Source organism: Saccharopolyspora antibiotica (assembly GCF_047200635.1).
Classification (GTDB): Bacteria; Actinomycetota; Actinomycetes; order Mycobacteriales; family Pseudonocardiaceae; genus Saccharopolyspora_C.
On record NZ_JBJZOI010000033.1, the window covers coordinates 1 to 26,157 of the forward strand.

12 protein-coding genes and 1 pseudogene are annotated in these 26,157 nt (G+C 73.7%); 4 read left to right on the forward strand and 9 right to left on the reverse strand.

The genetic code is table 11. The features are described 5' to 3' along the window. The first annotated feature begins 174 nt into the window (after positions 1-174). On the forward strand, positions 175-1,455 hold the full coding sequence (locus ACL03H_RS22310; RefSeq protein WP_412813258.1) for an HNH endonuclease signature motif containing protein: 1,281 nt from the start codon (positions 175-177) through the stop codon (positions 1,453-1,455). Positions 1,456-1,479: 24 nt separating this feature from the next. Here the strand turns inward: ACL03H_RS22310 and ACL03H_RS22315 are convergent, their stop codons facing one another. Continuing rightward, positions 1,480-3,123, reverse strand: coding sequence for a helix-turn-helix domain-containing protein (locus ACL03H_RS22315; protein ID WP_412813259.1), 1,644 nt, complete (start codon positions 3,121-3,123; stop codon positions 1,480-1,482). A gap of 116 nt (positions 3,124-3,239) precedes the next feature. On the opposite strand from ACL03H_RS22315, the gene pruA reads away from it, so the two are divergent. After that, positions 3,240-4,868, forward strand: a complete 1,629-nt coding sequence (gene pruA / locus ACL03H_RS22320; protein WP_412813260.1) for an L-glutamate gamma-semialdehyde dehydrogenase — start codon at positions 3,240-3,242, stop codon at positions 4,866-4,868. A gap of 29 nt (positions 4,869-4,897) precedes the next feature. Next, positions 4,898-5,827: a proline dehydrogenase family protein gene (locus tag ACL03H_RS22325; protein WP_412813261.1), complete on the forward strand. Its 930-nt coding sequence runs from the start codon at positions 4,898-4,900 to the stop codon at positions 5,825-5,827. A 65-nt stretch (positions 5,828-5,892) separates the two neighbouring features. On the opposite strand, the pseudogene ACL03H_RS22330 reads toward ACL03H_RS22325, so the two are convergent. From ACL03H_RS22330 to ACL03H_RS22360, 7 genes and pseudogenes are all read right to left on the reverse strand, one after another. Next, positions 5,893-7,968, reverse strand: a pseudogene (locus ACL03H_RS22330) (type I polyketide synthase); the annotation flags it as partial. Positions 7,969-7,979: 11 nt separating this feature from the next. After that, complete coding sequence (locus tag ACL03H_RS22335) at positions 7,980-17,027, reverse strand: SDR family NAD(P)-dependent oxidoreductase (RefSeq protein WP_412813262.1); 9,048 nt, start codon at positions 17,025-17,027, stop codon at positions 7,980-7,982. Positions 17,028-18,475: 1,448 nt separating this feature from the next. Further along, positions 18,476-19,039, reverse strand: coding sequence for a GTP-binding protein (locus tag ACL03H_RS22340; RefSeq protein WP_412813263.1), 564 nt, complete (start codon positions 19,037-19,039; stop codon positions 18,476-18,478). 16 nt (positions 19,040-19,055) lie between these two features. After that, on the reverse strand, positions 19,056-19,418 hold the full coding sequence (locus ACL03H_RS22345; protein WP_412813264.1) for a DUF742 domain-containing protein: 363 nt from the start codon (positions 19,416-19,418) through the stop codon (positions 19,056-19,058). Between the two features lie 2 nt (positions 19,419-19,420). Next, positions 19,421-19,846 (reverse strand): roadblock/LC7 domain-containing protein, encoded by a 426-nt coding sequence (locus ACL03H_RS22350; protein WP_412813265.1) that lies wholly within the window; start codon positions 19,844-19,846, stop codon positions 19,421-19,423. A gap of 7 nt (positions 19,847-19,853) precedes the next feature. Next, positions 19,854-22,196, reverse strand: coding sequence for a sensor histidine kinase (locus ACL03H_RS22355; protein WP_412813266.1), 2,343 nt, complete (start codon positions 22,194-22,196; stop codon positions 19,854-19,856). Between the two features lie 525 nt (positions 22,197-22,721). Continuing rightward, positions 22,722-24,344, reverse strand: a complete 1,623-nt coding sequence (locus ACL03H_RS22360) for an FAD-dependent monooxygenase (protein ID WP_412813267.1) — start codon at positions 24,342-24,344, stop codon at positions 22,722-22,724. A 95-nt stretch (positions 24,345-24,439) separates the two neighbouring features. Between ACL03H_RS22360 and ACL03H_RS22365 the strand changes: the two genes are divergently transcribed. Beyond that, positions 24,440-25,006, forward strand: a complete 567-nt coding sequence (locus tag ACL03H_RS22365) for a TetR/AcrR family transcriptional regulator (protein WP_412813268.1) — start codon at positions 24,440-24,442, stop codon at positions 25,004-25,006. A gap of 133 nt (positions 25,007-25,139) precedes the next feature. On the opposite strand, the gene ACL03H_RS22370 is transcribed toward ACL03H_RS22365, so the two are convergent. Further along, on the reverse strand, positions 25,140-26,153 hold the full coding sequence (locus ACL03H_RS22370; protein ID WP_412813269.1) for a DUF418 domain-containing protein: 1,014 nt from the start codon (positions 26,151-26,153) through the stop codon (positions 25,140-25,142). Positions 26,154-26,157 lie beyond the last annotated feature (4 nt).

Consider the following 26,157-nt stretch of genomic DNA (forward strand, 5'->3'; position numbering starts at 1 on the left):
CTTCAAGCGATGTTCTCGGGCGTTCCAGCGCGAATACTCGATCGCATGGACCGTTCCCCGCCGACAGCGCCGCCCTCCGCGGCCCGCGAGCGGTGCGCCGGAACGCGCGCTCGCCCCGCGGGCACCGCCGAGATCCCCGCGCCGCGCGGGGGAACGACCGCACTCCGGTCCGCCGTGGAGGAACTGCTCGGGCGCGCCCGGCCTCCCGCGGAACGCTCCGACACCGAGCTCACCGCCGGGATCAAGGACACCGAAGCGGTGCTGCGCGCCGCGCTCGCCTGGCAGGCCGAGCTCATCACCGAGGCGGAGCGGCGCGGCCTGCCCGGACGTGACGGCGCCCGCACCACCCAGACCTGGCTGCGGGAATCGCTCAACCTCGCGCACGGCGACGCGAAGACGCGCGTCGTCGTCGCCCAGGCCGTGTCCGAGCGGACCGAACCGGACGGCACCGTGCAGCCGCCCGCGCAGCCGACCACCGCGGACGGGCTCCGCGAAGGCAGGATGACCTTCGCCCACGCTCGCGCGATCACCGACGGGCTCGCCGCGCTCCCACCCTGGGCCGGTGCCGAGAAGCGCGCCGGGCTCGAACAACTCCTCGCCCGACAGGCCGAGGTGCTCTCGCCTCGCGAACTCGATCTGCTCGCGCAGAGCCTCCGCTACGCGCTCGACCAGGACGGAGCGCTCCGGGACGAACAGCAGCAGATCGAGCGCCGAACCCTGCACCTGAGCGACGGCAGGGACGGGATGACCGTCCTCAACGGGCGCCTCGACCGGGAGACCGGAGCCAAGCTGCGCGCCGCGCTGGAACCGCTCACCCGACCTCGCGCGGCCGACGCGGGAGGGCGCGACCCCCGGCCGTGGGCCAGGCGCAACGCGGATGCCTTCGCCGACCTGCTCGACATCGCGCTCAGCTCCGGCGAACTGCCCGGCAGCGGCGGCCAGCGGCCGCATCTCGCGGTGACCATCGGGATCGACCAGCTCCGGGAACGGCTCCAGCAGGACGCGGTGCGCTTCGGCGGCACCATCACCACCACCGGCCAGCCGATCACCGCCGGAAACGCACGCCAGCTCGCCTGCGACGCGGAGGTGCTCCCGGTGCTGCTGGACGGCGAGAGCAGACCGCTCGACGTGGGCCGCTCCCGGCGCACCGCGCCCCCGCACCTGCGGGCCGCGCTGCTCGCCCGGGACGGACGCTGCGCCTTCCCCGGCTGCGACCACCCGCCGGGAACCTCGGAGGCGCACCACGTGCTGAGCTGGGCCGACGGCGGCCCCACCGCGCTGGACAACCTGGTGATGCTCTGCGCGCACCACCACACCACCACCCACGCCCAATCGTGGGAGATCAAGTTCGTCGAGGGACGGCCCGAGTTCATCCCGCCCGCGTGGCTGGACCCGCGGCGAACACCCCGGCCCGGCAACCGGGCGCCCCACACCTCACCTGACCCGGTCTCCTGAAGGGACCGGGGCAGCTCCCGCGCGTCAGCGATTCCGCTCGTGGCGCCTGCGCAACAGCAGGTGCAGGTGGACGGCGAGGCGCTCGTCCGGGTCGGACAGGTCGATACCCGCGATCTCCGCCGCCCGCCGCAGGCGGTGGCGCAGCGTGTTCGGGTGCACGTGCAGCGCCGCGCTCGCCGACCGGACGTCGCCGAACCGCTCCAGGTACGCCAGCACCGAGCGCGCCAGCGAACCGGCGTGCTCGGCGTCGTGCGCGAACAGCGCCTCCAGCCGCGGGTCCCGGTACCGCTCGGCGCCACCGAGCACGGTGAGCAGTTCGCTGACCAGCACGCGGGACCTCACGTCGGCGATGGTGGCGATCTGGGCGTCGAGGTCGCGTCCCATCGCGTCCAGCACCCGGTCGGCCTCGGCCCGCGACTGCGGCACCGCGTCCAGGCCCGGGACCACCGACCCCACCCCGGCCTGCACCGCGGCCCGCAGCTGCCGGCCCGCCGCGGCGACGATCTCCCTCGTCATCCCGAGCACCCCGGGCAGCGCGTGCGACGGCAGATCCGGCAGCAGCACGTACACCCGCGTCCCCGCGGTCGTCACCAGGGCGCTGCGCCGGTAGGCGGCCGCGTGCACCGAGATCAGCCCGGTCATCTCCGAACGCTCCAGCTCCAGCTCCGGGCGGTCCGCCACCCCCGCCACGCCGCGCACGGTGAACACGAGGACGACCGCGGGCCGGTTCGCGGCGGCGCCGATGGTGCCCGCCACGCCCTCGGCATCGACCTTGCCGTCGAGCAGGCCGAGCAGCAGGTTCTCCCGCAGGCGGGGCGCCGCGCTGGCCTCGGCGCGTTGGCGGACCAGCTGCACCGCGGCGACGCGCGCGGCGCCGAGCAGCGCCCGCGGCGACCGCTCCTGCAGCGGCGTCGCCCCCTCCTGGACCCAGATGGTGCCGAGCGGTTGCGAACCCGCGTGGATGCCGACCGCCATCCGCCGCCGGATGCCGAGGTCGGGGCGCTCCTCGACCCGCACCACGTCTTCACCGGAGCGCAGCCGCTCGTAGACGCCCCACTCACGCAGCATCACCAGGTAGGGCTCCGGTCCGCGGCGGCCGAGGATCGACAGCCTGCGCAGCTCGTCGACGTCGTCGTCGGAGCGCGAGTAGGCGAGCACCCGGCTGGCGACGTCCTCGATGCTCACCGCACCGCCCGTCATCGCGGCCACGGTCTGCGCCAGGCTGAACAGGTCGCCGACCGCCTCCCCAGCGTCGGCGTCGTCGGTGAGCCGCGCGTTGTCCACGACGGAGCGCACCAGGGATTCCAGCTGCTCCCAGCGCACGTCCCGGCCGACGCCGAACAGCGCGATCCCGGCGTCGAGCGCGGCGTCGCGCAACGCGCGGGCGTCCTGGTCGTCGTGGATCTTGACGGCGACCGCCGATGCTCCGGCGCGACCCGCCGACCGCACCTGCCGCAGCGCGGAGCGGCCACGCGCCCCGATGACGAGCACCAGGTCACCGGGCCTTCCGGCGGCATCCTCCTCGGGCTCGACGATGACGACGTCGCGCACGTCGGCGTCGAGCCCGGCGGGCGCTGCGAGCAGGTCGATCAGCGGTTCGCCGACGGCGACGAGCAGCTGCCGCAGCGGGGCGCCCGGCGCCGGCTGCCCGCGAGGATCCTTGTCCATCCGAACAACACGCTCCCCTCAACGGTGGCTGATCGTACATCCGCAGGGATCCCGGCCGCTCTTAGTGTTCTGGGTAACCAGAAGCCGTCATCGAAGCGCAAGGAGGCGACGAGGCAATGGATGCCATCACCACCGTCCCGGTCCCGGGCAACGAACCGGTCAAGTCCTACGCCCCGGGCTCGCCGGAGCGGGAGTCGCTGCACAAGCGCATCGCCGAGCTGGAGTCCGAGAGCATCGACCTCACCTCGACCATCGGCGGGGTCGAGCGGATGGCCGGGGGCGACCGCTTCGACGTGGTCCAGCCGCACGAGCACGCGCACGTGCTGGGCACCTCCGCGCAGGCGACCACGCAGGACGTGGCGGACGCGGTGCGCGCCGCGAAGGACGCCGCCCCGGGGTGGGCGGCGACCTCGTTCGACGAGCGCGCCGCGGTGCTGCTGCGGGCCGCTGACCTGCTCTCCGGCCCCTGGCGCGACACGATCAACGGCGCGACGGTCCTCGGGCAGTCCAAGTCGGTGCAGCAGGCCGAGATCGACGCGGCCTGCGAGTTCATCGACTTCCTGCGCTTCAACGTGCACTACGCGCGGCGCATCCTGGCGGAGCAGCCCACCTCGGTCGCGGGTGAGTGGAACCGCATGGAGTACCGGCCGCTGGACGGCTTCGTCACCGCGATCACGCCGTTCAACTTCACGGCGATCGCGGGCAACCTGCCGACCGCGCCCGCGCTGATGGGCAACACCGTGGTGTGGAAGCCGACGCCGTCGCAGCAGTTCGCAGCGCACTTCACGATGCGGATGCTGGAGGCGGCGGGCCTGCCGCCCGGGGTGATCAACCTGGTCACCGGTGACGGGCAGGCGGTGAGCGAGGTCGCGCTGACCGACCCGGACTTCGCGGGCCTGCACTTCACGGGCTCCACCGGGACGTTCAAGAAGCTGTGGCGCACGGTGGGCGAGAACCTGGACACCTACCGGAGCTACCCGCGGATCGTCGGGGAGACCGGCGGCAAGGACTTCATCGTCGTGCACCCGTCCGCGGACCCGGCGCCGCTGGCGACCGCGTTCGCCCGGGGCGCGTTCGAGTACCAGGGCCAGAAGTGCTCGGCTGCCTCCCGCGCCTACGTCCCGCGCTCGCTGTGGGAGGGCGGCCTCCGCGAGGAGCTGGCAGAGCTCACCCGGTCGATCAGCTTCGGCGACGTCACCGACTTCTCGCACTTCGGTGGCGCGGTGATCGACGCCCGCGCGTTCGCCAAGCACGAGGCGGCGCTGAGCCGCGCGCGCAGCTCGGCATCGATCGAGGTGCTGGCCGGTGGCGGCTGCGACGACTCGGTCGGCTACTTCGTGGAGCCGACGGTGCTGGTCTGCGACGACCCGTCGGACGAGGTGTTCACCACCGAGTACTTCGGGCCGATCATCGCCGTGCACGTCTACGAGGACTCGCGCTACAGCGAGATCCTGGACCTCGTCGACGCCTCCAGCCCGTACGCGCTGACCGGCGCGGTGTTCTCGACCGATCGCGACGCGATCGAGCTGGCGCACCGCAAGCTCCGGCAGGCGGCTGGGAACTTCTACGTCAACGACAAGCCCACCGGGTCGATCGTGTCCCGGCAGCCCTTCGGCGGCGGCCGCGCCTCCGGCACGAACGACAAGGCGGGTTCCATGTTCAACATCCAGCGGTGGACCAGTCCTCGCGCGATCAAGGAGACGTTCGTGGCTCCGACGCGCCTCGGCTACCCGCACATGGACTGATCCTTTCCCAACGCATCCGAGGAGATCCGATGCTGCGCTCGGCATTGCTGGCGGCGGCGCGTTCGGCGACCGTCCGCCGGGTCGTGGAAGCCAATCCGCTGACGGGCTCGGTGGTGGCCCGCTACGTCCCGGGCACGACCACCCGGGACGCGGTCGAGGCGACGCGCGTCCTCGCGGCGCGCGGGATGCGCACGACCCTGGACCACCTGGGCGAGGACACGCGGGAGCCGGAGCAGGCAGCGGCCACCGTGACGGCGTACCGGGCGGTGCTCGGTTCGCTCGCGGACGCCGGACTGGCGGACCGCGCGGAAGTCTCGGTGAAGCTGTCGGCGGTGGGCCAGTTCCTGCCGAAGGACGGCGAGAAGATCGCGCTGGAGAACGCGCAGCTGATCTGCGAGGCGGCCGCGGCGGCCGGCACCACGGTGACCCTGGACATGGAGGACCACACCACCACGGACTCCACCCTGGGGATCCTGCGGGATCTGCGGGTGGACTTCCCGTCGACGGGTGCGGTGCTGCAGGCGTACCTGCGCCGCACCGAGCAGGACTGCCGTGATCTGGCCTCGGCCGGCTCGCGGGTGCGGTTGTGCAAGGGCGCGTACGCGGAACCGGAGTCGGTGGCGTTCCAGGGCCGCGGGGAGGTGGATCGCTCCTACGTGCGCTGCCTGCGGATCCTGCTGCAGGGCGAGGGCTATCCGATGGTGGCCACGCACGACCCGCGAATGGTGCGGATCGCCGCGGACCTGGCGTCCCGGGCCCGGCGGGATCCGGCCGCCTGGGAGTACCAGATGCTCTACGGGATTCGCCCGCTGGAGCAGGAGCGGCTGGCCGCGGAGGGCCACCGGCTTCGGGTGTACGTGGCCTACGGCGACGAGTGGTACGGCTACTTCATGCGCCGTCTCGCCGAGCGGCCCGCGAACCTGGCGTTCTTCGCCCGGTCGCTGCTCGGCAGGGGTTGATCCCGGGGTTGACCGGCGTGCGCGGGGCTCGTGGCGGATGATCCGCCACGAGCCCCGTCGCTTCGTCAGACCCAGTACTCCTGGTGCTCGAAGGCGTGGCCGGGCGCCGCGATCGGCCGGCCCGCACCGGTGCGCCGCCAGGTGACGGCCACGCCCCGCACGTGCAGCCAAGCCAGCACCCGTTCCACGGCTTCGGCCTCACCGCCCTCCCGGTGCGGGAGTTCGACCACGTCGGCGAGCCCGGCGAGTTCCTCGTCGCTGCCGAGGACGATCGCCGAGCAGGTGCCGGAGCGGGTCAGTTCCCGGACGGCCTCGGCGCAGTCGCCGGTGGCGGTGACGGCTTCCGGCCCGATCCCGGCGGTCGCCGCGACGTCGGCCGCCACCGCTTCCGCCGCCCCGCTGCGCGCGATCACGCGGCCCGGGCGGACGCCCCAATCGGCCAGTTCCCCGGCCAGTTCGGCTTGCGCCTTCCCGGGCAGGGCACTCGGCAGCACCAGCGCGACGTCCCGCGCGGTCCGGTCGCCCAGCGGGACGCCCGCGGGACGCTCGCCCGCTGCCAGCGCCCGCAGGGCGCTCACCCCGTCCGGTGTGTCGCGGGGCAGGACCACCGCCCGCCACGGGAAGCCGCGGCGGGGCGGCAGCGAGGCGGCGACGTCCCCGGTCCCCGGCCGGTTCGCCGCGTCGATGGCCTCGGCCAGCGAGGCGGCCTGCTCGCGAAGCGCCCGCTCGGTGCGCGCGTGCAGCAGCCACGGCGTGCTGCCCGTCGGGCCGGTCGGGGCCGGGACGTCCTGCTCCTCGGCCTGTTCCACGACGACGTGCGCGAGGGTGCCGCTGATGCCGAACGCGGAGACGGCCGCGCGGCGCGGCCTGTCGAGCTCCGGCCAGGCCCGGGATTCGGCGAGCAGCGCCACTCCCCCGTTCGCCCAGTCCACGTCGGGTGAGGGGCGCTCGGCGTGCAGGGTCTTCGGGAGCACGCCCTCCCGCATCGCCCAGATCATCTTGATCAGGCTGGCCACCCCGCCGGCGGCCTGGGTGTGGCCGATGTTGGACTTCACGGAACCGAGCCACAGCGGGTTCTCCGCCGAGCGCTCCCGTCCGTAGACGGCCTGCAGCGCGTGCGCTTCGATGGTGTCGCCGAGGGGGGTGCCGGTGCCGTGGGCGTCCACGGCGTCCACGTCGGCGGCGGTGAGCCCGGCGCGGTCCAGCGCGTCCCGGATGACCCGCTGCTGGGCCCGCCCGTTCGGGGCGGTGAGCCCGTTGGACGCGCCGTCCTGGCTGACCGCGCTGCCCCGCAGGACGGCGAGCACGCGGCGGCCGTGGCGGCGGGCGTCGGAGAGCCGCTCCAGGATCAGCACCCCGACTCCCTCGCCCCAGCCGATGCCGTCCGCGTCGGCGGAGAACGCCTTGCACGTCCCGTCGACGGCGATGCCGTGCTTGCTGAACTCGATGAACATGGACGGGGTGGCCATGGAGGTGACCCCGGCGGCCAGCGCGAGGGAGCATTCGCCGGTGCGCAGCGCGTTGCTCGCCAGGTGCACGGTCACCAGCGATGAGGAGCACGCGGTGTCCACCGTGACGGCGGGGCCCTCCAGCCCGAACGCGTAGGCGACCCGCCCCGAGGTGACGCTGCTGGTGACGCTGGTCAGGTAGTTCTCGTCGTGGTTGAGCCCGGCCGCGTCGATGCGGGAGGTGTAGTCGTTGTACATCACTCCGACGTAGGCGCCCGTCGAGCTGCGGCGCAGCGACGTCGGATCCACCCCGGCGTGCTCGAAGGCGTGCCAGGACGTCTCCAGCATGAGCCGCTGCTGCGGGTCCATCATGCGGGCCTCGTCGGGTTCGATGCCGAAGAACTCCGGGTCGAACCCCTTGATGTCGATGAAGCCGCCGCGCTTGCTGTTGGACTTGCCGGGGCGACCGGGGGTGGGGTCGTAGAGGTCGTCGGGCCAGCCCCGGTCCTCGGGGAAGTCACCGGTGGCGCACCGCTCCCCGGACACGAGGTCCCACAACTGCTCGGGGGTGCCCACCTCGCCGGGGTAGCGGCAGGCGACGCCGATCACGGCGATCGGGTCCTCGGCCGGGGCCGCGTGCTCCGCGCGCAGCCGTTCGTTCTCCAGCAACGCGGCCCGGAGGGCTTCGACGAGCTGCTCGGTCATCAGCGATCACCTTGTTTCAGCGCCATGGCGACGAGTTGGTCAACGGTCATGTCCGCGATGGCCGACGCCGGTTCCGGGTCCTCGGGACCGGTGTCGGGGGGCCCGATGGGTGCGGCCGGTGCCGGGTCGAGCTGGTCGAGCACGTGCTCGGCCAGCGAGGTGATGTCGGGGTGGTCGAACAGCAGCGTCGGCGGCAGCGACGTGCCGGTGGCGGTGGCGAGCTCGTTGCGCAGTTCGACGGCGGACAACGAGTCGAAGCCCATGTCGAAGAACGCGGTGTCCACGTCCACGGCGTCACCCGAGCCGTAGCCGAGGATGCTCGCGACGTGCTTGCGGACGAGTTCCACGACCGCGGCCAGCCGCGCCTGCCCGGACAGCCCGCGCACCCGGTCCGCGAGCGCTCCGGCTCCGCCACCGGTCCCGGCCCCGGCGGGGACGAGGCCCCGCATCAGCGCGGGCAGCCCACCGGTGCCCGCCAGCCGGCGCAGCTGCGCCCGTTCGACCGGCACCGGCAGCACGACGGGCAGGTCCGAGGAGATCCCGGCGCTGAACGCGGTCACGGCCTCGGTGGTCGTGATCGGCCGGAACCCGGAGCGGTGCAGCCGGGCGATGTCGGAGTCGCCGACCTTCCCGCGCATCCCGTCCTCGGTCGCCCACATGCCCCACGCGAGCGCGGTGCCCGCGAGCCCCGCCGCGCGGCGCTGGGCGGTGACCGCCTCCAGGAAGGCGTTGGCCGCGGCGTAGTTCCCCTGTCCCGCGGAGCCGACCGCGGCGGCCGCGGACGAGAAGGTCGCGAACAGCCGCAGCGCGGCGTCTTCGGTGAGCTCGTGCAGGTGCACCAGCGCGTCCACCTTCGGCGCGGCGACCCGGTCGATCTGTTCGGCGGTCATCCCGCCGATGGTGGCGTCGGCCAGCACCCCGGCCAGGTGCACGACGCCGATCAGCGGGTGTTCCGGTTCGATCGATCGGAGCAGTTCGGCGACCGCCGCGCGTTGGGTGACGTCGCAGGAGACGAGCTCCACCCGTTCGGCGCCGAGTTCCAGCAGCCGCGCGCGCACCGCTTCGGCCCCGGCCGCGCGCGGGCCGCTCCGGCTCGCCAGGAGCAGCCGCTTCGCCCCGCAGGCGGTGACCAGGTGCGCGGCGATCTCGGCGGCGAGTCCGCCGGTACCGCCGGTGAGCAGCACCGTGCCGTCGTCGAGCCGGACGTCGCCGGTGCCGCCGCTGGTGCGGCCGAGCCGTGCGGCGAGGAAGCGGCCCTCCCGGATGGCGAGCTGCGGCTCGTCGTCGGGGAGCCCGGCGAGGGCGTCCGCCAGCTCCGCCCCGTCCGCGTGCTGGTCGACGTCGACCAGCACGAACCGGTCGGGGTTCTCGGACTGGGCGCTGCGGATCATGCCGGTGGCGGCGGCCTGCGCGGCGTCGACGACCGTTTCGCCGTCGCCAGCGGCAACCGCGCCCCGCGTCACCACGACCAGCCGCGAGGCGGCCGCGCCCGGGGTGGCCAGCCAGCCCCGCACCAGGTCGAGCGCGAAGCCGATCGCGGTGCGGGTCGCGGCGGCGAGCCCGCGGTCGCCGAGGCGGGCGGCGCCGAAGCGGGGCAGCGGCGCCACCACCAGTTCGGGCAGCACGCCGTCGGAGCCGAGCGCGGCGAACGCCGCTTCCGGGTCGTCGCCCGGGTCGACGACCGCCGCGGGGCTCCCGGAGGGGTTCGGCCACGCGGTCGGGTCGACCTGCGCCCACTCGTGGGCGAAGAGCACGTCGCGCAGGTTCACCCCCGCCCCTGCTTGCAGCGAGCGGAACATCAGCGCCTCCACCACCAGCAGGCGCCGGCCGGTGAGGTCTTCGACTACCAGCGAGGCGGTGTCGGGTCGCACCCGGCTGAGCCGCACCCGGACCTCCGAGGCGGTGACGCCTTCGGTGGCGGTGACGCCGCTCCAGGAGAACGGGACCCGCACGTCGTCGCCGCCGTCGAGCACGCCCATGGCGTGCAGGCAGGCGTCCAGCAGCGCCGGGTGCAGGACGAGTTCACCCGCGTCCCGGGCCACGTCGGCGGGCAGCGCCACTTCGGCGCAGACCTCCTCACCGGTCCGCCACGCGGCGCGCACGCCCCGGAAGGCCGGCCCGTACTCGTACTCGCGCTCGATGAAGCCCTCGTACATCGCGGCGACGTCCACGGCTTCCCCGCCGGGCGGGGGCCACTGCACGGCCGGGACGGGGGCGGGTTCGGCGTCCGGGCCGAGCTCGCCGGAGGCGTGCAGCGTCCACTCCGAGCCGGCAGCGGGCGCGGAGTGGATCTGCAGCCTGCGCCGCTGCCCCGCCCCGGGTGCGCCCACCGAGATCTGGATCCGGCGGTGCTGCTCGTCGGGCAGCAGCAGCGGCGTGTGGTGGGTGAGCTCGACGAGGCGGGGGCAGCCGAGCTGGCGTCCGGCGCGCAGGGCGAGTTCCACGTGCCCGGTGCCGGGGAAGATGGTGTCCCCGCGCAGCACGTGATCGCCCAGCCAGGGTTCCGCGGCGACCGAGACGCGGCCGTTGACGATGGCCCCGGACCCGTCCGCCAGGTCGACCGGTTCCTCCAGGAACGGGTGCTCGGTGCTCGGTTCCCCGCCGGAGTCGAGCTCCAGCCAGTACCGCTGCCGCTGGAAGGCGTAGGTGGGCAGGGTGTCGAGCAGCGCGCCCGCCGGGAACACCGCCGTCCAGTCCACCGGTGCGCCGTCGACGTGCTGCCGGGCGAGGTCGTCGAGCGGACCGGATGCGGCGACGGCGGGCGCGTCGCGGCCTTGCCCGGACCACGCGCCCGGGCCGGTGCGGCCGCGGGCGAGCAGTTCCAGCCCGTCCCGCAACTGCTCGACTGAGGAGCCGACGACGACTCCGCGCCAGCGGAACGCGGTCCGCCGGGCGAGGGTGTGGGCGACGTCGACGATCCGGTGCGCGTCCAGCTCGGGGTGGGCGAGCAGGTGTCGCGCCTGGTCCTGCAGGGCGGCGGCGGTCTGCCCGGACAGCACCCACGCCACGGGCCGTCCGGCGCGGATCGGTTGCTCCGCGCGGGGCCGGTCGGGGGTGGGTGGTTCCTGCAGGATCGCGTGGCCGAGGGTGCCGCCGATGCCGAATCCGGAGATGGCGCCCCGGCGGGGTCCGTCGGTAGCGGGCCAGGCGCGCTGCTCGGCGAGCAGCGCCAGCCCGCTGGAGGGCCAGTCGATCAGCGGCGTGGGTTCCTCGGCGTGCAGGGTCTTCGGGAGCACGCCGTGGCGGAACGACTCCACCATCTTGATCACCCCGGCGACCCCGGCGGCGGTTTGCGGGTGCCCGATGTTCGACTTCACCGAGCCGATCCACAGCGGCCGTTCCGGTGCCCGGTCGCGGCCGTAGGTCTCGACCAGCGCCTGCGCCTCGATCGGGTCGCCGAGCTTGGTGCCGGTGCCGTGCGCTTCGACGACGTCGACGTCCTGGGCGGAGATCCCCGCGGTGCGCAGCGCGTTGCGGATGGTCCGCTGCTGGGCGAGCCCGTTGGGGGCGGTGAGCCCGTTGGAGGCGCCGTCGGCGTTGACGGCCGTGCCGAGCACCACGGCGTGAATCGGGTGGCCGTTGCGCTGCGCGTCGGAGAGCCGCTCCAGCAGCAGCACGCCCGCGCCCTCGCCCCATCCGGTGCCGTCGGCGTCGGCGGAGAAGGACTTGCACCGGCCGTCGGGGGACAGCGCGCGCAGCCGGGAGAACTCGACGAACGGCTGCGGGGTCGGCATCACCGTGGCGCCCCCGGCGAGGGCGAACGCGCACTGCCCGCCGCGCAGCGCTTCGACTCCGAGGTGCAGCGACACCAGGGACGACGAGCAGGCGGTGTCGATGCCGATCGACGGCCCTTCGAAGCCGAAGAAGTAGGACAGCCGCCCGGTGGCGATGCTGCTGGCCGTCCCGCTCTGCAGGTAGCCCTCGTGGTTGCGGACGGCGCGGGGCCGGTCGACCCAGCGCGGGGTGTAGTCCTGGTAGGTGATCCCGACGAAGACGCCGGTGTCGCTGCCGCGCAGCGAGATCGGGTCGATCCCGGCTCGTTCGATCGCTTCCCAGGAGGTCTCCAGCAGCAGCCGCTGCTGCGCGTCGGTCACCAGGGCTTCCTTCGGCGCGATGCCGAAGAAGTCGGAGTCGAACATGGCCGGGTCGCGCAGGAAGCCGCCGTGCGTGCAGTAGGTCTTCCCGGGCTGTTCGGGGTCGGGCGAGTGCAGGCCGGTGGGCCAGCCCCGGTCGGTGGGGAACTCCGAGATGACGTCGCGGCCCTCGGCGACCAGGTCCCACAGCTCGCCGGGGGTGGTGACCCCGCCGGGGAAGCGGCAGCCCATGCCGACGATCGCGATGGGTTCCGGGTCCTGCCCGGCGGACCGCGGCGCGGCGTCGGCGGCCCGGGCCTCGACGACCTCGGTCCGGGCGACGGGTGCCGGTTCCGGCTGGCCCGCTTCCGCCTGCCGGTGCAGGTGGTCGGCCAGCGCCCGGGGAGTGGGGTGGTCGTAGGCGGCGGCGGCGGGCAGCGCGAGCCCGGTGGCCTCCACGAGCCGGTTGCGCAGCTCCAGGAGCCCGACCGAGCCGAGCCCGGTCTCGAAGAACGTGAGCCCCGGGTCCACCTGGTCCCGTTCGCTGGTGCCGAGGCTCGCGGCGGTGTGCTCGCGCACCAGGTCCAGCAGCCGCTCGCGGCGCTGCTCGCCGCTGAGCCCGTCGAGCGCCGGGTGTGGCGGCGCCGCGGGGACCGCGGCGCCGCGGACCGCCGCGCGCTCCCCCGAGGAGGTGAGCCAGAAGTGCTTGCGCTGGAAGGCGTAGGTGGGCAGCGAGGGCAGTGCGGCACCGGGGACGTCGGCGGCGGTGCGGGCCACCGCGTCCCAGTCGACGGGGTGCCCCGCGACGTGCAGCTGGGCCACGCCGTGCAGCAGGGCCGTGGTCTCGTCCCGCCCTTGCCGCAGGGTCGCGGCGACGACCGCGCCCGGGTCGAGCTCGGTGAGGCAGGCGCGGGCCTGCACGGTGAGCGCCGCTCCGGGGCCGACCTCGACGAAGGTGCGGGCCCCGAGCTCGTGCGCGGCGCGGACCCCGTCGGCGAAGCGCACGGTCCCGAGCACGTGTTCCAGCCAGTAGTCGACCGAGCGCATCCGCTCGTCCGCGAGCTCACCGGTGACGTTGGAGATCACCGGCAGCTCCGGCTGCCGGAAGGTCACCGTCCGCAGCACGGCGGCGAACTCGTCGAGCATCCCCGCCATCAGCGGCGTGTGGAAGGCGTGGCTGACCCGCAGCGGCCACACCTGGCGGCCCTGGGTGGAGAACCGCGACGCCACGGCGTCGACGGCGTCGCGGTGGCCGGAGACGACGGTGCTGTTCGGGGAGTTGACGGCGGCGATGCCGACCCGGCCCCCGTGCTCGTCGAGCGCCGCGCGGACCTCGTCCTCGGTGGCCTCCAGCGCGGTCATCGTCCCGTCGGTGTCGACGGCCTCCATCAGTCGGGCGCGCGCGGCGACGACGCGGACCGCGTCGGGCAGGTCGAGGATCCCGGCGACGTGCGCGGCGACGAGTTCACCCAGCGAGTGCCCGAGCACCACGTCGGGCCGCAGGCCCCATGAGCTCAGCAGCCGGAACAGCGCCACCTCGACGGCGAACAGGGCGGGCTGGGCCCAGGCGGTGCGGGTGAGGCCGCGCTCGTCCTCGGCGATGACGGCGCGCAGGTCGGCACCGGTCTCGGCGTCGAACAGCCCGCACACCTCGTCGAAGGCGTCCGCGAACGCGGGGAACTCGGCGTGCAGTCGTCGCCCCATGCCGACGCGCTGGCTGCCCTGCCCGGAGAACAGCACGGCGGTGCGGCCGTCGACGGCTCGCCCGGACCAGGTGCCGGGCGCGGGCCGCTGCTCGGCGAGCGCGGTGAGCCCGGCCGCGAGCTCCTCGGGAGAGCCACCGACCGCGACCGCGCGCCACGGGAAGGAGGACCGGCGGGCCAGCGCCCGGGTCCACTGCCGCAGCGGGGGGCGGTCGGTGGCGGCGAGGTGCGCGGCGAACCGGCGCGCCTGCTCGGCCAGGGCGGGGGCGGTCTTGGCCGACAGCGGCAGGGCCACCACCCCGTCGGCGTCGTCGGCGGGCGCGGCCTCGGCCGGCGGCGCCTCCTCGATGATCACGTGCGCGTTGGTGCCGCTGATGCCGAACGCGGACAGGCCCGCGCGGCGCGGCGACGAGCCGCGCGGCCACGGGGTGCGCTCGGTGAGCAGCGCGATGCGGTCGGCGTCCCAGTCGACGTGCGGCGACGGGTCGTCGGCGTGCAGCGTCCGGGGCAGCGTCTCGTGCCGCAGCGCCAGCACCATCTTGATCAACCCGGTGACCCCGGCCGCGGTCTGGGTGTGGCCGAGGTTGGACTTGACCGAACCGATCCGCAGCGGGCTGTCCGGGGCGCGCTCGGCGCCGTAGGTGGCCAGCAGCGCCCGCGCCTCCACCGGGTCGCCGAGCCGGGTTCCGGTGCCGTGCGCTTCGACGGCGTCCACGTCGGACGCCGAGAGCCCGGCGCCCGCCAGGGCGGAGCGGATCACGTCCTGCTGGGCGAGCCCGTTCGGCGCGGTCAGGCCGTTGGAGGTGCCGTCGGAGTTGACGGCGCTGCCGCGCACCAGCGCGAGCACCGGGTGCCCGTTGCGGCGCGCGTCCGAGAGCCGCTCCAGCAGCAGGACCCCGGCGCCTTCGCCCCAGCCGGTCCCGTCCGCGTCCGCGGCGAACGACTTGCACCGGCCGTCGGGGGCGAGGCCGCGCTGCCGGGCGAAGGTCACCAGCATCCCGGGGGTGGCGAGGACGGCGGCGCCGCCCGCCATCGCGAGCGAGCACTCGCCCTGCCGCAGCGCCTGCACCGCGAGGTGCAGCGCGACCAGCGAGGCCGAGCAGGCGGTGTCCACGGTCAGCGCCGGGCCGTTGAGGCCGAACTGGTAGGCGACCCGACCGGAGATCACGCTCGGCGTGGTGCCGGTGAGCACGAACCCGTCGAGGGCTCCGGCGGACTCGTCCAGCGCGGGCCCGTAGGGCTGGGCGGTGGCACCGAGGTAGACGCCGGTCCGGCTGCCCCGCAGGGAGTCCGGGGCGATCCCGGCGCGTTCCACCGCTTCCCAGCAGACCTCCAGCAGCAGCCGCTGCTGCGGGTCCATGGCCTGCGCCTCGTATTCGGAGATGCCGAAGAACTCGGCGTCGAACAGGGCCGCGTCGTGCAGGAAACCGCCGCCGGTCGCGTAGGTCCTGCCGCCTCGGTCGGGGTCCGGGTCGTAGAGGTCCTGGGCCCAGCCCCGGTCGGTGGGGAAGGACGACACGGCGTCCCGCTCCGCCAGCAGCGCGTCCCAGAACTGTTCGGGCGAGGAGATGCCGCCGGGGAGCCGGCAGCCCATCCCGACGATGGCGATCGGCTCGTCGTCGGCGCGCGCCCGGTCGGTGGCGTGCTGGGCCAGCGCGGCCGGGGAGCCGTCGCGCAGCCGGGCCAGGTGGTCGACGAGTGCGGCCGGGGTGCTGTGGTCGAACAGCGCCGCCACCGGCAGGTCGAGACCGGCGTCGCGGTGCACCAGGGCGCAGAACTCGACGGCGGCGGCGGAGTCGAAGCCCTGCTCGCTGAAGCTGAGGGTGGCGTCGACCTCCTCCGGGGTGGCCTTGCCGAGGACTCCGGCGGCGTGCGCGTGCACGAGCTCGGCGAGGTCGGCGGTACCGGCGGGGCCGTTCCCGGTCGTGGTGGTCTCGGCGTGGCCCGCGGGCCACGGGCCGCCCTCGCGCCAGAACCGGGCGCACCGCACCGCGTGTTCGGCGGGTTCGGGAGGAGTGTCGAGCGGGCCGAGGTCGATGCCGCGCACGTGCAGCTGGGCGATGGCGGTGGCCAGCGAGTCCGCGACCGGTCGCCGCTTGCGCAGCAGCGGGACGGACTCCGCGTCGCGTGCGGGATCGTCGTGGCCGGGCACGCAGTCGGCGAGCATGGAGCCGAGCACCGCGTCCGGGCCCACCTCCACGAAGGTGCGCACGCCCTGCTCGTGCAGCCATCCGATCCCTTCCGCGAAGCGGACGGGTTCGCGGAGGCTGCGCACCCAGTAGTCGGGGCTCGCGACGGTGGCGTCGGCGGCTCCGGCCACGGCGGAGACGACGGGGACGCCGGGAGTGGTGTAGGTCAGGTCGCGGATGCCGTCGTGGAGCTCGGCCAGGATCGGTTCGACCTGCGGCGAGTGCACGGCGATGTCCACGTTGAGCCGTTTGACCCCGCGTCCCAGCGCCTCGAACCGCGCTGCCACGGCCAGCACCGCTTCTTCCGCGCCGGAGATCACGGTGGACCGGGGGCCGTTGACGACGGCGATGGACGCCTCGGGGTGGTCGGCGAGGGCGTCGGCGACTTCCTCCGCCCCGGCCTGCAGGGACACCATCGCCCCGCTGCCCCGCAGGGTGTGCATCAGCCGAGCGCGGGTGACCAGCAGCCGGGCGGCGTCGTCGAGGTCGAGCACGCCCGCGACGTGCGCGGCGGCGAGTTCGCCCGCGGAGTGCCCGAGGACGTGCGCTGGCCGGAGCCCGCGCGCGCGCAACACCGCGCACAGTCCGACCTGGACGGTGAACAGCGCGACCTGCGCCCAGTCGATCCGCCGCAGCAGCTCGGCCTCCGCTTCGCCCGCTCCGGGTTCCAGGACCGCGCGCAGGGATCGCCCGAGCAGGGGGGCCGCGAACTCGTCCACCCGGTCCACGACCGCGGCGAACTCGGGGTGGGCGAGCAGCGGACCGGCCATGCCCGCCCACTCGGCGCCGATCCCGGTGAACAGGAAGGCGACCGGGGACGGCGGCACGGTGCCGGTGAACAGGCCGGGGAAGGGGCGGCCGTCGCGGAGCGCGGCCAGCCCGCGCTCCGCCTCGGTGCGGGTGGCCGCCACGAGCGCGGCGCGCGCGGGCAGGCCTGCCGCGACGGGGGTCAGGGCCGCCGCGACGTGGCCCGGCTCCAGCGCTGGATCCCGCAGGCAGGCGCTGACGCGGTCGGCTTGGTCGCGGAGGGCATCCAGGTCAGCACCGGCAAAGAGCAGCGGAGTCGCGATTGTCTGGTCCAACGTCGGTCGTTCCCCTGTCGAGTAGGAGGAGGGAGGTCTGGGGCTCGGTCGCAACGCGGCGGACGACGGCGTGCCGCGGCCCGGTCGAGCCGGGCGTGGCGCCACGCCACGGCGCGCTCATCCCGCGGCGGGCGACGACCGCGGGCGCGAATTCACGTGGTGGTAGCGGGTCGGATGGCGGAGCACCGCGTCGAATCGCGCGGAGGGGGCGCGGCCGCGCGCGTGGCCGACACCGGAGCACCGGTGCACCGGGAAAGGCGCCGCACCGATCACCTTCCCGAGGGCAAGATCGCTGGTCGGGACCGCGCCTGGACTTTTCCGGAACCACGCGAAGCGCGATGCGCCGGTATCGAATTCATTTCCGCTCAAACCGCGAGAATGGATCGGCGAATTCACCGATCCTGCTGTTCCCCGGCCGGTCGCGGAGCGGCTCCACCACCTGCGGAACACGGCCGCGACCGGAGAATCGGGAATGGCGGATAATTCGGGGGACGACGAGCGCGATTCCCGGCCTCGGCGGCCCGGACGCCCGCGCGGAGCTGTCCCGCCCGCGGCGGCGCGGCGACGGTCCCCGCCCGCCCGGAGCACCTCCGCGCCCGGGTGGTCGGGTCGTGCGGGTGCCGGGATCGGCCGCCCCACGCGCCCGGTCGGTCCCCACCCGGCCGAGGCGGTCCGGTCAGGCGCCACGACCAGCACGGCGGTTCCGGCACGGCGAGCCCAGGGGGGCTCACCCGACGGGCGCCACCGCGCACCCGTCCCGGTGCGGCGACGTCCGGCCGAGCCGCGCCACCCGCCGACGGTGCCCGAACCACCGCCGCCCGGGCTCGGCGAGCCCCTCTCACACATGTCACAACCTTCCGCCGCCGAGAACGGCGAGCGCACCGCGAGCGCACGCACCCGAATTGACCCGCAACCGCGCGGACGCACCCGTCCGCAGGTCCGACCAGGCGCCCCCCGTTCAGGGGCCTGACGAACCGCGAACACCAACTAATCATTCGATCGGACTACCCCATTTGTCAAGCATGAAATTATCTGCCCAGTTCTTGCGCACCGGCCGTCACCTCCCCGCGGAGGCAACCTCCATACGGGTAGCAGGCAACGATTCCGCCTGTGATACGAAGCACCTTTTCCGGGTTCGGGTTCCGAGACCACGGACAGGCATTCATGCACCATTCGGAGCAAGAGTGAGAGAACTCGCAGTAACGCGGAACAGGATTGCTTGATCCGATCCCGCCCCAGGCCTGATCCGAACGGAGCAACCCCGTTGATCATGTGGCGACCGGAGCGGCCGGGTCTCGGCGGGGCGCGCCCCGCGCGCCGCACCGCCGTTCGAGCCGGGCCGACGGCCCGGCGCCGCGGCGGATCGCCGCCCCGCGGGCGGGAGGGCCCCGGAAAGAGCGCGGGAGGGAGGGGGCCCGCGCCGGGCCCCCTCCCTCCCGCTCACCGCATCAACCAGCCGCGGCGGCCAGGTCACGCTGCCGCAGGGCGTGCTTGACGAGGGTGACGAGCACCTTCTTGCTGGAGTCCCGGTCCCGCGCGTCGCAGAACATGATCGGGGTGTCCGCTCCCATCGCGGCGGCGGTGCGGACCTCCTCCTCGGTGTAGGTGAACTGCGCGTTGTCGAAGCAGTTCACCGCGACCACGAAGGGGATGCCGCGCCGCTCGAAGAAGTCGATCGACGGGAAGCCCATCGCCAGCCGACGGGTGTCCAGCAGCACCACCGCGCCGATGGCGCCGGTGGACAGCTCCGTCCACAGCGAACCGAACCGCGCCTGCCCCGGGGTGCCGAACAGGTACAGCACGATCTCCTGCGAGATCGTGATGCGCCCGAAGTCCAGCGCCACGGTGGTGGTGCGCTTCGTCTCGGTACCGGTGAGGTCGTCAACGCCGACGCTCGCCTCGGTCATTTCCTCTTCTGTGCTCAGCGGCGTGATCTCGCTGACCGACCCGATGAAGGTCGTCTTGCCGACGGCGAAACCGCCCGCGACGACCAGCTTCACCGAATCGGGCATCACGGGCGGGGCGCCGTCAGAGCCTGTTGAGTCCGGCAAGCACTGCCTCCAAGATATCTCGATCGCGCGGCTGCACCATGCGGGAACGCGCAAGTGATCCGTGTTCGAGCAGGTCGGAACAGAGCACCCGGATCACGCCCAGGGGAAGGCGCAACGAGGCGGACAGTTCCGCGATGGACTGGGGTGCGCCGCAACGCTGCAGGATCTCCTCGTGCTCGGGGGTCTCCGCAGCACTGCGGCCCGAGTCGGCCAGCGTCGCGACGACCTGCGTCGCCCGGTCCAGGTCGAGGGCCGCGTCAGGCGTTCGGCCGCCGGTCAGTGCGTACGAGCGCACCATCCGGCCAGCGTCGTCGTCGTACCACGCGTCGGGATCGGGCACGGTCAATGCTTCTCCGCGCCGACCGGACGAGCGCCCTTGCCGATGCGCTCACCCACGTTCTTGATCAGCCGCCGCATCTCGTATTGCAGCTGCTCGGCGTCCACGCTGCGGCCCGCGACGACCAGCACGGAGTTGCGCGGGTCCACGGCCAGCACGTACATGGAGGTCGTCTCGGTGGCGAGCAGGTTCATGTCGATGTCCCCGCCCTCCAGCTCGTAGCTGAGCGCCTTGCTGGTGGCGCGCAGGGTGCCGCAGGCGGCCGAGATCTTGTCCGCCTTGTCCTGGTCGAGGTTCTTGGAGAACGCAGCGGGCAGGCCGTCATGGGTGAGCACCAGAGCGTGCAACGTGTCGGGCACGTTGTCCAGCATCTGGTCGAGAAGCCAGGCCAGGTCCAGGTCCGGCTTCCGGGAGTTCATCACGTCGTTCACGCTTTCCTCACTGCATGTCGTCGTCGGAATCGGGCTTGTCGCCGGAGGCACCGCGCGAGCGCCGGTCGGCGTTGAAGAAAGTCATCAATCCCGGGGCGAACTGCGGGGCGCTCTGCCGATCGGTCGGCTCGTCCTCGCCGAAACCTGCGGGCAGGTCGGCGTAGGGAACCCGCTGCGGCAGCGGCGGTCGGTCCATGTCCCTGCCTTCCGTGCTCGCGCTCGGCGTCGTGTCGGGCTTCGGTTCCTCGTGCACGACCGGCTCGGCTACGGCGGTGGTCGACGCGGCCGACGGCACCCGGGTGGGCAACGGCTGCGCCGAGGCGGCACCCGCCTTGGCCACCGGCACGTCGCCGCTCCACGAGTCGCGGCGCTCCTCGTCGTCCTCGGTGACGATGTGGGCCTGCGGGATGAAGATCTCGGCCCGCACGCCCTGGTAGATCGAGGTGCCGAACTCGACGACCCACTCGTTGCGCTCGGCGAGCTGGGCGACCGTGAACAGGCCGAGCTGCTCACCGCGGTCACCGAGCCGCACCAGCGAAGCGAACCCGGGCGGGTTCTTCATGGTGTCGTTGGCGTTGCTGCGCGCCTCCGGGGTCATGCCGACGCCGCGGTCGGAGATCTGCACGACGAGACCGCTGCCGACGGAGACCGCCTCGACGTGCACGTCGGTGCCGGGCGGCGAGAAGGAGGCCGCGTTGGCGAACAGCTCCGCGAACATGCGCAGCATGTCGCCGATGACGCCGGGGGTGACGCTGACGTTGGGCACGTGGCCCAGCCGCAGCCGGTCGTGGTGCTTGGTCTCGGCGGCGGAGGCGCGCAGGATCTCGGTGAGGTCCCGCGGCCGGCTCCAGCGGCGGCCGGGGGCGGCGCCGCAGAGCACGAGCTGGTTCTCCACGACGTGCCGGGCCTGGGTGACCGATTCGTCGAGGGCGAACAGGGCACCGAGCCGGTCGGGATCTTCCTCGTTCTGCAGCAGCGCGTCGAGGCGCTGCGGCAGCGGGCCGAGCGCGGACTGCACGCGCCGCGTCTGCCCGATGTAGAACGTGAGGGCGCCCTGCTGGGTGTCAGCCTCGTTGACCGCCGCCTGCAGCGCTTCCTGCTGGAACGCGCGGAAGGCGTCGGCCACCTGGCCGATCTCGTCGTTGCCGTAGCCCTGCAGCGAGGTGGTCTCGACCTCGACCCGCTCGCCGGAGCGGACCCGGGACATCATCGAGGGCAGCGTCTTCTCCGCGAGGTCGCGGGCCTCGGTGCTGAGCCGCTGCAGACGTGGCAGCAGCGAGCCGTCGATGACCGAGCGGTACCGGCGGCGGGTCCAGAAGAAGAAGCCGAGGGAGAACAGACCGGCGGCGATCGCGCCGGCGACGGCGATGGTGATCGCGCTGTCGCCGTCCTCGACCGTCTGCGCGGACAGCAGGTCGACCTGCTCGCGGGTGAGCGAGAACAGCTCGCGGTTGACGGACTCGGTGAGTCGCTGCCACTCCTCCAGCGACACGCCGGCGTCGGCCGCGTCGGTCCAGGCGCCGCGCTGCATCAGCGCGTTCTCGACCGCGGTGAGCCGGGCCCAGTCGGGGTTCTCGGTGATCAGCTGCTCGTAGCGCTCCCGCACCGAGGGCTTCAGGTACGCGGCGTTCTTCTCCAGCTCGGTGTGGTACGAGCCGTTGAGGCGCAGCATTTCGAGGTGCTGCTCCGGGGTGAGCTGACCGGTCGTCAACCCCGCGGAGACCAGCGCGGCCTCCCGGGACATCTGGTCGGTGGAGCGGAACAGCGCGGTACCCGCGATGCCCCCCTGCGCCGTGCCGGAGTCCGGCACCAGCCGGGACTGGGTGTCGAACAGCTCGGTGGCGATGTCGAAGACGCCGTCGTAGTAGTCGGTGACCTCGGCGGCCGAGATCTGGCCGTTCGCCAGCCGCCCCCGGACCTGGTCGAGCTTGCCCAGCTCGGCGGTCAGCCGGTCGACCGGCACGGCGATCTCCGCCGGGGCCGAGCTCATCGCGGCCTGGATCGCCTCGGTCATCTGGTCCAGCACGACGTCGGTCCGGGCCTGCTGCTCGCGCAGCTCGGTCTGGTCGCCGTTGCCGCCGGAGGCGACTTCCTGGCTGATGCGGCGCTCGGTCTGCAGCGCGTCGAGCGCGGTCACGGCGGGCAGGGAGACCTGCCGGACGCCGGAACCGATCACCCGGGTGTAGACACCGTCGGTAACGAACGTCGCGCACCAGACGAGCCACAGCACCAGCACGACGATCCAGGGGATCGTGACGGCCAGCGTGAGGCTGGACCGGATGGATCTTTCCGAGGTGTTCTCGGGTTCACCAGGTGGCTTGGTGATGGTGTCGGGTTCTGTTGTGCTCACAGCGCTCCACGTTGTCGGTCATGTGACGTGGTGATGCGGAGAGGTGCGTGTCCGCGCGGGCACAGCCCGGGCCGAGTCGTCCGGCCGGCTGGAAATGGGCAGGAGGTCTCGCCGATGGATGGCCTGAACAGGCGTTCTCCCGGGGACACGGCTCCTTCCGCACACCGTCGTCCTCCGCCCCTGCCGAGCATGAGCGGAAGTGCGTTATCCCCCCTGCACGAGGCACTTTATCGGAGGATGATCAGTGCCCCGGCGTTCGGCCCCGCACTCGGCGGCCGCCCCGGCGATGATGCACGTCATGGCGCGTTTTCGATTGGCAGCACTGCGAAAACCACGTGATCGGAGCAGCGCGCCACCGGTCGCGCACGCGGCCGGGCCCGGGACCGGGCGCACTCGGCGGGACCGGTGCGCCGGGCGATATCGCGCGACGGCGTCGGCGGGACCCCGGAGATCCGGTACGGCGCCCGCCGCGTTCGGCCCGGGTTCGGCGGGCGCGGCGCGCGACCACCGGTTCCGGGAGGGTGCTCAGCGCGCTGCGCGGCTGCCGGTCGAGGCGCGCAACCAGGTCCACAGCCAGCCGGTGAGCGGGGCCGGGTCGGCGGTGCGCGCGGCGGCGGCGAGGTATCCGTCGGGGCGGATCAGCAGCGCGCCCGGGCGGGAGGTGAGGTCGCGGGCGATCGCCGCGTCGGTGCCGCGCAGCGCGGGCTGGTCCGCCGGGATCGCGAGGTGGCGGAGCACCAAGACGTCCCGCCACGGCCGCACCTGCTCGGCGAGGTCGGCGAGCTCGGCGGCGGGGTCGGTGAGGACCAGGGTGCAGCGGCCCAGGTCGAGCAGCTCGGACAACCGCGTCGGCTCCCCTCCCCCGCCCAGCGGGTCCGCGCCGAGCGGGAGCACGTCGAGGTCGGGCACCCGGTCCCCCGCCCGCAGCCTGCCGATTCCGCCGCCGCGCGCGGCGAGCGGGCTGCCCCGGTAGCTGGAGGCGACCTGGCCGACGGTGGCGGCGGCCGTGCGCTGCGCGGTTCCGACACCGAGCACGATCGGCGCGATGCGGGTGAAGACCTGGTGCAGCACGGGGTTGGTGGAGTTGAACACCCGGGTGGCGGTGTCGGTGGAGCGCACCAGTGCGTCGATCAGCGGGAACCGGTCGGTCTGGTAGGTGTCGAGCAGTTCGGGCCCGGCCTGCCCGCCGCGCACCAGCGCCAGCTTCCAGCACAGGTTGATCATGTCCTGGATGCCGGTGTTCATGCCCTGCCCGCCCGCCGGGCTGTGCACGTGCGCCGCGTCCCCGCCGAAGAAGACCTGCCCGTGCCGCAGCTCGTCGAGGTGCCTGCTGTTGATGCGGAACCGGGAGCTCCAGCGCATCCCGCGCAGCCGCACGGGCATCGGCAGCACGTGGTCGCAGATGGCCTGCAGGTCGCCGAGCTCCGGCGCGGGGCGGCCCTCGCCCTCGGGACGCGGGTCGACGGCCATGCAGCGGAACCGTCCGCCGGGGAGCGGGAAGGCGGCGACGAAGCCGTCGGCGGCGAGGAACACCGAGAGCTGGTCCCGCGGCACCTCGCCGTCGATCTCCAGATCGGCGAGCAGGTAGCGCTGCGGCAGCGAGGCGCCGTCGAAGGACAGCCCGAGCGCGCGCCGCACGGAGCTGTGCGCGCCGTCGGCGGCGATGAGCTGGGCGGCGCGCACCGGTTCCACCTCACCGCCGGGTCCGGCGAGCACCACCCGCACGTCCTCGGCGGTGTCCTCGTCGCAGCTGACGAGCTCGACCCCGCGCTCGACCCGCACGCCGTGGCGCAGCAGCCGTTCGCGCAGCAGCCGTTCGGTCTCGGACTGCTCCAGCAGCAGGACGTGGTTGTAGCGGCTGGGGATGCGGTGCAGTTCGACGGAGGCGAGCCGCTTGCCGCGCCCGTAGAGGGTGGTGGCGGTGGCACGGTTGCCGAGCCGCAGCATCTCGGCGGCCACGCCGCGCGGGTGCAGCAGTTCGAGGGTGCGCGCCTGCACGGCCAGGGCGCGCGAGGTGGTGGCGGGTTCGGCGGCGCGGTCGATGATGCGAACGGGCACGTCGAGGCGGGCGAGCTCGATCGCCGCGGTCAGCCCGGTCGGTCCGGCTCCGACGACGAGCACCGGTGGAGCTGGTTCGGCCTGCGTCATGATCGGCTCCTCGACCGCGGGGTCAACACTTGTTGACTTCAACGGTAGCGATCCCCGAACCAGCAAGTCAACGTATGGTGACTTAACCTGGCGCGATGACCGCACGTTCCCGCAACGCCCAGGAGACCCGGGCAGAGCTGCTCGCCGCCGCCCGGGCCCGCTTCGCCGCCGACGGCTTCGAGCGCACCACGCTGCGCGCCGTCGCCGCCGACGTCGGCATCGACCCGGCCCTGGTGATCCGGTACTTCGGCAACAAGCAGGAGCTGTTCGCCGCGGCCGCCGAGTTCACGCTGGACCTGCCCGACCTCGGCGACGTGGAGCCGGACCGGCTGGCCGAGGCCCTGCTGCCCCGCTTCTTCGCGGTGTGGGAGGACGACGGCCAGTTCCTCGCGCTGCTTCGGGCCGCGATGACCAGCCCGGCCGCGGCGGACAAGATGCGCGAGGTGTTCGCCGACCAGGTGGGGCCGAAGCTCGCCACGGCCACCCCGGACCGACCCCGGCAGCGCGCGGGCCTGCTCGGCGCGTTCATCGTCGGCCTCGCGACGGCCCGCTACGCCCTGGGCAACCCGGCCGTCGCGGAGATGGACCACGCCGAGCTCACCACCTGGATCACCCCGGTGGTCCGGCAGATCCTCACCGGCCCCTACCCGGAAACCCCCTGATCCGCGTCCCCGCCGACGGCACGGCCCGCCCGAGCGGCGATCACTCGTGCGGCCAGCGCCGCCGGGCGTTCTCGGCGGCGCGGCCCCGGAGCTCGCCGCGCGAAGCGGCGGGCCCGAGCACGCCGGGTGCGGCTCAGGAGCGCCGGAGGGGCAGCGGACGCCACCAGGTGGCGATGCGCCAGACGTACTCCAACGGGCCCTGCCGGAAGAACGCGAGCCAGGCCGTGCTCCAGAGCACCTGCAGCAGCAGGATGCCGACCGCCAGCAGCGCCATCGTCCCGTAGGAGCTGGAGCCCTCCAGCCCGATCAGCCGCCCCAGCGGGATGAGCAGCAGCGTCGCGGTGACGTAGTTCGTCAGCGCCATCCGCCCGAGGGGTTCCAGCACCGCGCCGAGCGGGGTGCGCAGCGGGGTGCGCAGCAGCAGGAGCAGCCCGCAGACGTAGGCGGTGGCCAGGCAGGCCCCGGCGACCCCGGAGCTGACGCTGAACCCGGCCTGCAGCGGATCGCGGTTCTGCGCGATCAGGGCGACCGCCGCCCCGGCGACCGACACCGCGAACAACGCGGCGATCCACCACCCGAGTCGCGGCAACCGCGCCGGCAGGTCGAACTGGGCCAGCGCGAGCCCGAGCACGAGCAGCCCGGGGATCAGCGGCAGTCCGCCGCCGAGCCACGCCAGCGCCACCACCACGCCCCCGCCGCCCACCAGCAGGTTCACCCAGCCCGGCAGCAGGCTCAGCGGCAGCAGGAAGATCAGCCCGAACACGGCGTAGGGCACCAGCGCCTCGCCCGGGTGCAGGAAGGCGTGCGGGAGGCCGATCACGAGCAGCGCCAGCAACCGGCGGGCCAGCAGCACCCGGGGACGCGCTGCCCGGTCCGCCGCGCTCGCCAGGAACAGCCCGAAGCCGAGGCCGAACAGCAGCGAGAAGATCGGGAAGAACCGCTGCTGGACGAACAGGTCCAGGATCTGCCGGGCAGGCAGGACCTCGCGGTCGACGATCCCGCGCATCGACAGGAGCGGCGGGATGTTGACGAACAGGATCCCGCACAGCGCCATCCCGCGGACGGCGTCGAGCTCAGCGATCCGGGGACGCAGACCGCCACCGCCCTGGGCGGGACTCGGCGGGCGAGCGATCTCGGTGCTGGTCATGGGT

Bases quoted from the DNA above. Each gene is read 5' to 3' on its own strand.
- ACL03H_RS22340 (WP_412813263.1), bottom strand. From the start codon at position 19,039: ATGCCCGATTCGGTGAAGCTGGTCGTCGCGGGCGGTTTCGCCGTCGGC.
- ACL03H_RS22365 (WP_412813268.1), top strand. From the start codon at position 24,440: ATGACCGCACGTTCCCGCAACGCCCAGGAGACCCGGGCAGAGCTGCTC.
- pruA (WP_412813260.1), top strand. From the start codon at position 3,240: ATGGATGCCATCACCACCGTCCCGGTCCCGGGCAACGAACCGGTCAAG.
- ACL03H_RS22315 (WP_412813259.1), bottom strand. From the start codon at position 3,123: ATGGACAAGGATCCTCGCGGGCAGCCGGCGCCGGGCGCCCCGCTGCGG.
- ACL03H_RS22360 (WP_412813267.1), bottom strand. From the start codon at position 24,344: ATGACGCAGGCCGAACCAGCTCCACCGGTGCTCGTCGTCGGAGCCGGA.
- ACL03H_RS22370 (WP_412813269.1), bottom strand. From the start codon at position 26,153: ATGACCAGCACCGAGATCGCTCGCCCGCCGAGTCCCGCCCAGGGCGGT.
- ACL03H_RS22325 (WP_412813261.1), top strand. From the start codon at position 4,898: ATGCTGCGCTCGGCATTGCTGGCGGCGGCGCGTTCGGCGACCGTCCGC.